Source organism: Micromonospora sp. NPDC049580 (assembly GCF_040675595.1).
GTDB lineage: Bacteria > Actinomycetota > Actinomycetes > Mycobacteriales > Micromonosporaceae > Micromonospora.
This window is the reverse complement of the sequence record NZ_JBFAPG010000199.1, coordinates 1-10,472: the sequence shown is the minus strand read 5'-3', so window position 1 is coordinate 10,472 and position 10,472 is coordinate 1. Positions and strand designations below refer to the sequence as shown.

7 protein-coding genes are annotated in these 10,472 nt (G+C 68.8%); all 7 read right to left on the bottom strand.

What is annotated here, in order from left to right:
* Window positions 1–32: 32 nt before the first annotated feature.
* Complete coding sequence (chvE, locus tag AB0J68_RS17575; protein WP_234582843.1) at window positions 33–1,175, bottom strand: multiple monosaccharide ABC transporter substrate-binding protein; 1,143 nt, start codon at window positions 1,173–1,175, stop codon at window positions 33–35.
* A 234-nt stretch (window positions 1,176–1,409) separates the two neighbouring features.
* Window positions 1,410–2,399, bottom strand: coding sequence for a LacI family DNA-binding transcriptional regulator (locus tag AB0J68_RS17570; protein ID WP_354862002.1), 990 nt, complete (start codon window positions 2,397–2,399; stop codon window positions 1,410–1,412).
* Between the two features lie 414 nt (window positions 2,400–2,813).
* Window positions 2,814–4,934, bottom strand: coding sequence for an RICIN domain-containing protein (locus AB0J68_RS17565; protein WP_363939393.1), 2,121 nt, complete (start codon window positions 4,932–4,934; stop codon window positions 2,814–2,816).
* Between the two features lie 338 nt (window positions 4,935–5,272).
* Window positions 5,273–6,775, bottom strand: coding sequence for an L-arabinose isomerase (araA, locus tag AB0J68_RS17560; protein ID WP_354861998.1), 1,503 nt, complete (start codon window positions 6,773–6,775; stop codon window positions 5,273–5,275).
* Window positions 6,776–6,801: 26 nt separating this feature from the next.
* The gene (gene yjfF, locus AB0J68_RS17555) at window positions 6,802–7,794 is read right to left on the bottom strand and encodes a galactofuranose ABC transporter, permease protein YjfF (protein ID WP_354861996.1); all 993 of its coding nucleotides are present in this window, start codon (window positions 7,792–7,794) and stop codon (window positions 6,802–6,804) included.
* Complete coding sequence (locus tag AB0J68_RS17550) at window positions 7,791–8,861, bottom strand: ABC transporter permease (RefSeq protein ID WP_363939391.1); 1,071 nt, start codon at window positions 8,859–8,861, stop codon at window positions 7,791–7,793. Before AB0J68_RS17550 ends, yjfF begins: the two co-directional genes overlap by 4 nt.
* On the bottom strand, window positions 8,858–10,399 hold the full coding sequence (locus AB0J68_RS17545) for a sugar ABC transporter ATP-binding protein (protein WP_363939396.1): 1,542 nt from the start codon (window positions 10,397–10,399) through the stop codon (window positions 8,858–8,860). The genes AB0J68_RS17550 and AB0J68_RS17545 overlap by 4 nt, the downstream gene beginning before the upstream one ends.
* Between the last annotated feature and the right edge of the window lie 73 nt (window positions 10,400–10,472).

Sequence of the window (10,472 nt, the reverse complement as noted above, 5' to 3'; positions counted from 1 at the left end):
CGGCGGACAACCGCCGAGCCCGACGGGGTGACTTACTTCTTGGCCTGACCGGCGGCGACCTCTTCCGCCGTCCAGTAACCGGAGTCGATCAGCGTAGCCTTGATGTCGTCCTTGTAGACGGTAGCGATCGGCAGCAGGTAAGCCGGAACGACCTTGACGCCATTGTTGTACGTCTGCGTGTCGTTCGCCTGCGGCTGCTTCTTCTGCAGGAACGCCTCGGCGGCGTTCACGGCCTGGTCGGCCAGCAGGCGGGTGTCCTTGAAGACGGTCGAGTTCTGCACGCCGTCGTTGATCAGCTTGATCGAGGCGATCTCCGCGTCCTGACCGGTCACGACGGGCAGCTTCTTGGCGCCGCTACCGTAGCCGGCGTTCTGCAGGGCGGTGATGATGCCCCGGGAGATGCCGTCGTACGGCGACAGCACGCCGTCGACCTTGGAGCCGTCGTTGTAGCTGGAGGTGAGCAGGTTCTCCATCCGCTTCTGCGCGGTCTCCTGCTGCCACCGCAGGGTGGCGACCTGCTCGGGGGTGGTCTGCTTGGACTTGACCTTCAGCGTGCCGGCGTCGACATACGGCTTCAGGGTGTCCATCGCCCCGCCGAAGAAGTACTGCGTGTTGTTGTCGTCGAGCGAGCCGGCGAAGAGCTCGATGTTGAACGGCCCCTTGGCGGTGCCCTTCGAGCCGTCCTTGTTCAGCAGGCCGAGACCGACCAGCAGCGCGGTGCCCTGGGCGACGCCAACCTTGTAGTTGTCGAAGCTGACGTAGAAGTCGACGTCCTTGCTGCCGCGGATCAGCCGGTCGTAGGAGATGACCGGGATCTTCGCAGCCGCGGCGGCCTGCAGTTGGCTGCTGAGCGCGGTGCCGTCGATCGCCGCGATGACCAGGACGTCGGCGCCCTGGGTGATCATCTGGTCGACCTGCTGCGACTGGGTGGGGATGTCGTCGCCCGCGTACTGCAGGTCGACCTTGTAGCCCTTCGCCTCCAGCTTGGACTTCACCGCGTTGCCGTCGGCGATCCACCGCTCGGAGGTCTGCGTCGGCATCGAGACACCGATCGTCAGGTCCCCCGGCTTCTTGTCGCTGGTGTCGCCGCCGCTGCCGGCACCTCCACCACTGCATGCCGCCAGGCTCAGCGCCAGCGCCGCACTACCGAGAGCAACCAGGAATTTCCTGCTCACGGGCTTCTCCTCTCCCGATTCCCCCGCTGACCGCCGGGGCCACCTGTCACCTTTCGGGTAGTGTTAGCGCTCACATAGGGCACGTCAACACTTGATCCGAAATACCGGTGTCACGGTCTCGTAACGGAGGCTTCGCCACCGAGGCGACCTCGCGAAACCCGGTCGACGATTGATCGACGGCCGCCAGTACGTGCCGGGATCGGCGGCCGCCGAGGCGTACGGCGCTGGCGCCCCTCAATGGCGCGGCGGGGCGACGCTGTCGCGGGCGACCAGGGTCGGGGCGATGGTCTGCCGCAGGGCACCCCCACCGATGCCCGACTCGATCTGGCTCAGCAACATCTGCAGGCTCGCCCGGGCCACCGCGTCGAAGTCCGGTCGTACGGTCGTCAGCGGCGGAATGAAGTACGCGGCCTCCGGCACGTCGTCGAAACCCACGACGCTGATCTCGGCCGGCACCCGCCGCCCGAACTCGTGCAACGCCCGCAGCACGCCCAGAGCGAGGTGGTCGTTGGCCGTGAAGATCGCGGTCACCTCCGGCATCCGGGCGAGCATCTGCCCGCACCGGTAGCCCGACGCCGCGGACCAGTCCCCGTGCATCAGGGGCGGTGGGTCGACCCCCGCGGCCAGGAGCGCCGCCCGCCAGCCCTCGATCCGGCCGGCGCTGTCGAACCAGTCGGACGGCCCCGAGACGTGCCACACGGTGCGGTGCCCCGCGTCGAGGAGATGCTGGGTCGCCGCCCGTGCGCCAGCCACCTGGTCGACCGTCACCAACGGCACCGGCCGCTGCGGATCGCCGTCGACAGTCACCAGGGGAACGTCCTTGGGCAGCCGTTCCAGGGCCTCGCCGGCCGACTCGACCGGCGCGATGACGACGATGCCGGCCACCCGGTGCGCCAGGTGCCGCTCGACGGCTGCCGAGATGGAGCGGTGGTCGAGGTTGCGGACGCTGCCCACGCTGACCGCGAAGCCCTCCTCCGCGGCCGTCTGCTCCAGGGCGGCCAGCAGCGACGCCGGGCCGTAGAGGGTCGTGTTCTGTGCCACCACGCCGATGACCTGGGACCGGCCGGTCACCAGTGCGCGTGCGGCGCCGTTCGGGCGGTAGCCGAGTTCGGCGATCGCCGCCCGCACCCGCAACCGGGTCTGCTCACGCACGTTGGGGTGCCCGTTGAGCACCCGCGACACCGTCTGGTGGGAGACACCGGCCAGACGAGCGACATCTGTCATCGCGGGACCGTGCACGGCCATTTCACTCCCCCCGCCTGCAACCCGACCCGCGGCCCGTCGACGTTGACTGGAGCGGCCCGGCCCGATCCCCCTCGCTCAGCCACCACGCCGGTGCTGAATCGCAGGTGACCAGCGCTGGATCGCCGACAGTCTACGCCAGGCACCGCCGCCAACACGGAACGGCTGAGCGTGAACGACACGGCGGGTGCCAGGTCGGGCGGCAGCGCTCCGCGCCGCGCGTGCCGGCCTCCGCTGACCCGAGCCGGCCACGGCGAACCGCCGCCCCGCTCGGCGCTCCTGGACAGAGCGCGGAACAGGGCGGCGGCGGGCCGGAGCCGGCGACGCGGACACCTTCCGCGGCGGGAGAGGTGGTCCGTTCGCGTCACCCGTGGGTTACTCGTTGTGTGACCGGCGTCACGGTGTCGTCAGGTCGAATCGGCGCACGGTGACCGCGCCACCGAGCGCCTGTGTGGCGTGGTTGAAGATGGCGAACCGGTAGCCCATGAAGAACTGCCAGTTGTTCGCCAGGGTCAGGGCGTTGCCGAAGGACGTGAAGTTCACCCCGTCGGTGCTGTACGAGAAGCGGGCCAGCCGGCCGGACCCGGGTCTGATGTCGGCGTTGGCCCGCAACCAGATCCGGCCACCGGAGACGGCGGTGCTCGCCACCTCGCTGCCGGTGCTGGTGGTGTTCCAGTTGCCGTCCATCGTGAGCCCGTTCTGCATGACCAGGCGGGTGGACCCGTTGTCCCGCCGGACCCCGATCCACGCTGACGAGTTGCGCAACACCGCCAGGCCGGTGCGATCACCGTCGCGCATCGTGGAGTAATCCAACTCGATGGTGGCGGTCGAGGTGGGGCCCTGGATCCGGTGGGTCAGCGTGTTGCGCGCGGCGTACAGGTCGCCGGTGACCGTGGCAGTCTGCAGCTGCAGCCCGTTGTTGACCGACCACCGGTTGTTGTCCGGGTTGTGGTTCCACTCCCACTGCGGGCCGAGGGTGGTGCCGGCGAACGTGTCGGTGCCGGTGAGTGGCTTCACCGCCCGGGGCGCGGCGGGCAGGTTCGGCTTCGGGTACGAGCTGCCCCACGCGCCGTTGACGGTCTGCAGCACCGGCCAGCCGTCGCCGGTCCAGGTGATCGGCGCCATGGCGGGCATCCGGCCACCGGGGTACGCGTCGACGAACGCCATGTAGTACCAGTCGCCGTTCTGGGTCTGCACCAGTCCGCCCTGGTGCGGCACGCCGCCACCGGAGATCGGGCCGGGCAGGTTGAGCAGCACCTGACGCTGCTCGTAGGGGCCGAACGGGCCGTTGGTCGACTTCAGCACGTACTGGCCGTTGGCCGGCCGGGTGAGCCAGATGTAGTAGGCGCCGTTGCGCTTGTAGAAGCGCGCGCCCTCCAGCGTCCCGATGCTCGACGGCGTGCTGTAGACCTGCTGGCTGCGGACCTGGGTCTTTCCGTCGGCGGACAGCTGCGCGACGCTGATGGTGGTGTTGCCGTACGCGACGTACATGGTGTCGTTGTCGTCGATCAGCATGCCGGCGTCGTAGTAGCAGTTGGGGATGGTGGTGTGCTTGGTCCACGTGCCGTCGACGGCGGACGCGGTGTAGATGTGGGTCTGCGCGAAGTCGATGCACCCGGCCCAGTAGTACGTCTTGTTGCTCGGCCGGTAGTTCAACGTCGAGGCCCAGATCCCGTCGACGTACGCGTTACCACCGCTCATGTCGTACTTCGAGCCGAAGTCCAACCGGGGTACGGAGTGCCCGGCGTACTCCCAGTTCACCAGGTCGTACGAGCGCAGCACCGGAGCGCCCGGCGAGTAGTGCATGGTGGACGCCGACATGTAGTAGACGTTGTCGACCCGGATGATGTCGACGTCGGCGAAGTCCTGCCAGACCACCGGGTTCGAGTACGTGCCACTCGACGGGGGTGGCGTCGTGGGGGGCGGCGTGGTGGGGTTGCCCCCGCCGTCGACGCGCACGAGCTGCCACTGCTGGTTGGTGCCGTTCCAGTCGTCGTACTGCACGATGTTGCCACCGTCGGCGGTCGAGGCGCCCTGCACCTCCATCACCTTGCTGCTGTTGCGGTTGATCAACCGGACGTAGCCGCCGTCCGAGTCGGCCAGCTGGAACTGCTGGTTGGTGCCGTTGTTGTCGGTCCACTGCACAATCGCCGCGCCGTTGGCGGTCGAACGGTTGTAGACATCGAGCACCTTGCCCGACAACCGCGACTTGAGCCGGTAGTAGCCGCCGCCCGAGTCCACGAACTGCCACTGCTGCTGGTTACCGTTGTTACGCGTCCACTGGGTGATCCGCGCCCCGTCGTTCGTGGCCAGGTTGTACACGTCCAATGCCTTACCGCTGTTGCGGTTCACCAACACGTACCAGGCGCTGGTGTCGACCGTCGCCGCTGACGCGGGCGCCGCGGCCACCGCCGCGGCCGCGCCACCGACCACCAGTGTCATCGCGGCGACGGCGAGTCTCGACAGCCACCCGCGCCCACGTGGCGCACCCCGGGGAACCCGACCGATGGAAAGCATGATCCTCCTCTGCTGACGCGAACCTGCGGTCTGGGTCGGCGTCCGCGGCACCGGGCGGGGCACCGAGCTGACCACGCCCGACCATGTGATCGCTAACACCGATCGCCCGACCGTCGCGGCGACGAGGTGCCGAAACCGCGGGGTAGGACGCGCGCGCGGCCGGACCAGCCAACGACATCGACCATCTTGGCTATAGACTGTGAGCGATAACATGCTGTTAGTCAAGGCGTAACACAACCGCCTCGTGGCCCTGCTGGCGCACACGCGAACGGGTGGCCCACCCCCGCCCGCAGGCAGGGATGGACCACCCGTTTGTCAGAACGCTCCGAGCGCGCGGATCAGAAGCCGCGGGCCAGCCGGTAGTAGGCCTGGTTCCAGCGGATCTCGTCGGCGAAGCGGCGCGGCTCGGTGTCGGCGTCGATGACGACGAGCTCCGTCCGGCTCATCTCGGCCAGGTCGTGCAGCTCCTCGGTGCCCACCGCCTGCGACAGCACGGTGTGGTGCGGGGCGCCGGCGGTGATCCACGCCTCGGCCGAGCCGGGCAGGTCCGGTCGCGGCCGCCAGACGGCGCGGGCGACCGGCAGCCGGCGCAGCGGCTGCGGCGGCGTCACGACGTCGATCTCGTTGGCCACGAGCCGGAACCGCTCCCCCATGTCGGCCAGGCCGAGCACCACCGCCGGGCCGGGCGCGGCGTCGAACACGAGCCGCACCGGGTCCTCCCGCCCGCCGATGCTCAGCGGGTGGATCTCCACGTTGGGCACGTCGGACGCGATGGTCGGGCAGACCTCGAGCATGTGGGCGCCCAGCACCAGCTCCTGACCCGGAGTCAGGTCGTAGGTGTAGTCCTCCATGAACGACGTACCGCCCGCGACCCCCACCGACATCGCCTTGAGGGTGTGGACCAGGACGGACGTCTTCCAGTCGCCCTCGCCACCGAAGCCGTAGCCGTCGGCCATCAGCCGCTGCACGGCGATGCCGGGCAGCTGACGCAGACCACCGAGGTCCTCGAAGTTGGTGGTGAACGCGCGGAAGCCGCCGGCGTCCAGGAACGCGCGCATGCCGAGCTCCAGACGGGCCGCGTAGCGCAGCGAGTCGTGCCGCTCGCCCCCGGGAAGCAGCTCGGCGCCGACGCGGTAGCTGTCGTCGTACTCCTTGACCAGCTCGTCCACGTCGGCGTCGGCGACCTCGCCGACCACCTGGACCAGGTCGTTGACGCCGTAGGTGTTGACCGACACCCCGAAGCGCAGCTCCGCCTCGACCTTGTCACCCTCGGTCACCGCGACGTCGCGCATGTTGTCGCCGAAGCGGGCCAGCCGCAGCGACCGCATCGCCGACCAGCCGAGCGCCGCGCGGGCCCAGGCCCCGACCCGGCCGGTCACCCGCGGGTCACTCACGTGCCCGGCGACGGTCTTGCGGGCCACCCCGAGGCGGGTCTGGATGTACCCGAACTCACGGTCGCCGTGGGCGGCCTGGTTCAGGTTCATGAAGTCCATGTCGATCTCGTCCCACGGCAGCAGGACGTTCGCCTGGGTGTGCAGGTGCAGCAGTGGCGTCTGCAGGGCGTCCAGACCGGAGATCCACATCTTCGCCGGTGAGAACGTGTGCATCCACGCGATGACCCCGATGGCCCCCTGCGCGGCGGCGTCCCGGCAGACCTGCAGGATCTCACCGCTGTTGGTCAGGACGGGCTTCCAGACCACCCGGGCGGGAATCTGCGGCGAGTCGTCGAGCGCGGCCGCGATCTGGCGGGACTGCTCGGCGACCTGCCGGAGCGTCTCCTCGCCGTACATGCCTTGGCTGCCGGTGAGGAACCAGATCTCGGGGTGGGTTTGTGGTGCCATGGGGTTGCCTTCCGCGAGAGGAACGGTCACTTGTAACGAATTCCGATGAGGCGCTGGAGGAGGATGAACGCGAAGAGCAGTCCGCCGATCACGATCTTGGTCCACCAGGAGTTGAGACTCCCGTCGAAGGTGATGAGGGTCTGGATCACACCCAGCACCAGCACGCCGAGCACCGTGCCGAAGACGTAACCCGAGCCACCGGTGAGCACGGTGCCTCCGATCACGACGGCGGCGATGACGTCCAACTCCATGCCGACCGCGATCAGCGGCGCACCCGAGAGGGTGTAGAAGGACAGCAGGATGCCACCGATCGCGGAGCACAGACCGCTGATCGTGTAGACGGCGATCCGGGTCCGCCCCAACGGCAGACCCATCAGCAGCGCCGACTGCGGGTTGCCGCCGACCGCGTACACGTTGCGCCCCAACCGGGTGTAGGCCAGCACGTACGCCGCGACGAGCACCACGGCGAAGGCGATCAAAACGCTGATCGAGACGAAGTTGCCCCGGGGGTCCCCGATCCGCTCCTGCGACATCCTGGTCCAGAACCCGTCGGTGATCGGGATGGACGAGCCGGAGATGAACGTGCACATGCCGCGGGCGAAGAACATCCCGGCGAGCGTGACGATGAACGGCTGGATGTCGAAGAAGTGGATGGCGCAGCCCATCAACAGGCCGAGTGTCGGGCCGATGAGCAGGGCGATGACGAGCACGAGCGCCGCGGGCAGACCCTTCTGCAACAGATCCGCCGACACCATCGCCGTCATGGCGACGACGGACCCCACCGACAGGTCGATGCCACCGGTGAGGATCACGAAGGTCATCCCCACCGCGACGACGAGCAGGAAGCCGTTGTCGATGAAGACGTTGAAGATGACCTGCACGTTCGAGAACGCCGTGTACTGGGACACGCCGATGCCGTACATCACCAGGAGCAGGGCGAGCGTGGCAAGCACCGGCACCTGCCGCCGAGGCAGCCGGATCCGGGTGCGGCGTGGGGCGGTGAGCGATCCGGTGGTCATGCCGGCACCTGCTCCTTCGGCTTGTCGGCGACGGGGCGCGGCGGCGGGGCGCTTCTTCTGCGCCGGCTGAACTTGGCTCGGAAGGCCGGCGCCTGGATGAGGCAGACGGCGATGACGACTACCGCTTTGAACAGCAGCGACGTCTGCGGTGAGATGTTCATGGCGTACACCGTGGTGGTCAGGGTCTGGATGATCAGCGCGCCGAGGATCGTGCCGCTCAGGAAGAACCGGCCGCCGGCGAGGGACGTGCCACCGATGACGACCGCGAGGATGGCGTCCAACTCCACCCAGAGGCCGACGGCGTTGCCGTCGGCGCTGGAGACGTTGGCCGTCATCATGAAGCCGGCGATCGCCGCGCAGACGGCGCTGACGACGTACGCGAGGAAGATGATCCGACCGGAGCGGATGCCGGCGAGCCGGCTCGCCTCCGCGTTGCCGCCCACCGACTCGATGATCATGCCGAGTGCGGTACGGCGGGTGAACGCGGCGACGAGCAGTGCCGCGGCGAGGGCGATGAAGATGGCCAGCGGCAGGGTGAGCAGGTGGCCCAGCCCGATCGCCCGGAACGGCTCGGAGTTGATGGTGATGATCTGGCCCTGGGTGATCAGCTGGGCGAGGCCCCGGCCGGCCACCATCAGGATCAGGGTGGCGATGATCGGTTGAATCCCGATCACGGCCACCAGCACCCCGTTCCAGACGCCGAGCACGAGCGCGACCCCCAACGCCATCGCGAGGGCGGTCAGCACCACGGTGAGACTGTTCTGGTCGGGCTGCTTGCTGATGTACATGCAGGCCATCGCGCCGCTGATCGCGCACACCGAGCCCACCGACAGGTCGATGCCGCCGGTCGAGATGACCAGGGTCATGCCCAGCGCCACGAGGATCAGCGGCGCGCTCAACCGCAGGATGTCGATCGGCGAGCCGTACAGGTGCCCGTCCTTGAGCTCGATGGACAGGAACCCGGGCCGGTAGATCGTGTTCGCGGCGAGCATGGCGACCAGCACGGCGACGGGCCAGAACAGCCGGTGACCGATCATCGTCCGATAGCGGCCCATGGTGTCGTTCATCGGTCCACCTCCTCCCGGTGAGATCCACTCGCGATCGTCTGCATGATGCGCTCGGCGTCGAGGTCCTCGTCGTTGGCGAGCTGCGCGACCATCTGCCGGTCGCGCATGACCGCCACCTTGTGGCTGAGGCGCAGCACCTCCTCCAACTCGGCGGAGATGAACAGCACCGCCATCCCGCCGTCGGACAACTGCGTCACGAGCCGCTGGATCTCGGTCTTCGCGCCGATGTCGATGCCCCGGGTCGGCTCGTCCAGGATCAGCAGCCGCGGCTCGGTGATCAGCCACCGGGCCAGCAGCACCTTCTGCTGGTTGCCGCCGGAGAGGTTGCGGACCGGCACCTCCGGGTCCGCCGGACGGATGTTGAGGGCCTTGACGTACTTGTCGACCAGCTCGTCCTGGCGGCGGCGCGGGATGGGCCGCAGCCAGCCGCGGGCGGCCTGCATGGCGAGGATGATGTTCTCGCGGACCGACAGTTCGGGAACGATGCCCTCGGCCCGGCGGTTCTCCGAGCAGAAGCCGACGCCCTGGTCGATGGCCTGCGCGGGGGTACGCAGGCTGCCCGACGTGCCGTCGATCGCGACCTGCCCGCCGTCGGCCCGGTCGGCGCCGAAGAACAGCCGCGCCACCTCGGTACGCCCGGAGCCCAGCAGACCGGCCAGGCCCACCACCTCGCCGGAATGGATGGTCAGGCTGAACGGCGCGACCGCGCCCGCCCGGCCGAGGTTCGACACCGCCACCAGGGGGGTGCCCTCCTCCAGCTCGGCCAGGTCCCGCCGGGAGTGCTCCTCGATCCCTTCGAGGACGTCGAGTTCCTTGCCGATCATCTTCTCGACGAGGCTCAGCTGGGGCAGCTCGGCGGTCAGGTACTCGCCGACGAGCCCGCCGTTGCGCAGCACCGTGATGCGGTCGGCGATCTCGTAGACCTGGTCGAGGAAGTGGGTCACGAACAGGATCGCGATGCCCTCGTCGCGCAGTTGCCGCATGATGCGGAACAGTTGCGCGACCTCACCCGCGTCGAGGCTGGACGTCGGCTCGTCCAGGATCAGCACCCGGGCCTGGATGTCGATCGCACGGGCGATCGCGACCATCTGCTGGATCGCGAGGGAGTACGAGCCCAGCGGCGCGCTGACGTCGAGGTCGAGGTCGAGGCGGGCCAGGAGCGCGCGGGCCCGTCGGCGGACCTCACCCCAGCGGACGGCGCCGAAAAGCCGCGGCTCGCGGCCGATGAAGATGTTCTCCGCCACCGAGAGGTTGGTGCAGAGATTGACCTCCTGGTAGACCGTGCTCACCCCGGCCGCCGTCGCCTGCATCGGACCGGTGAAGGACACCGGCTCACCGTCGAGGGTGATCGTGCCCTCGTCGGTGTCGTAGACGCCGGTCAGCACCTTGATGAGGGTCGACTTGCCGGCGCCGTTCTCGCCCAACAGGGCGTGCACCTCGCCGGGGAAGAGCCGGAAGTTGACGTCGTGGAGTGCGCGCACCCCGGGGAAGGACTTGCTGATCCCGGTCATCGTCAGGACCGGACGGCTATCCGTCATCCCATCAGACCTCTTCTGGGGGTTGTCGACGCGGATGGGCCGCTGCGCTCCCACCGCGCCCGCCCGGCCGCCC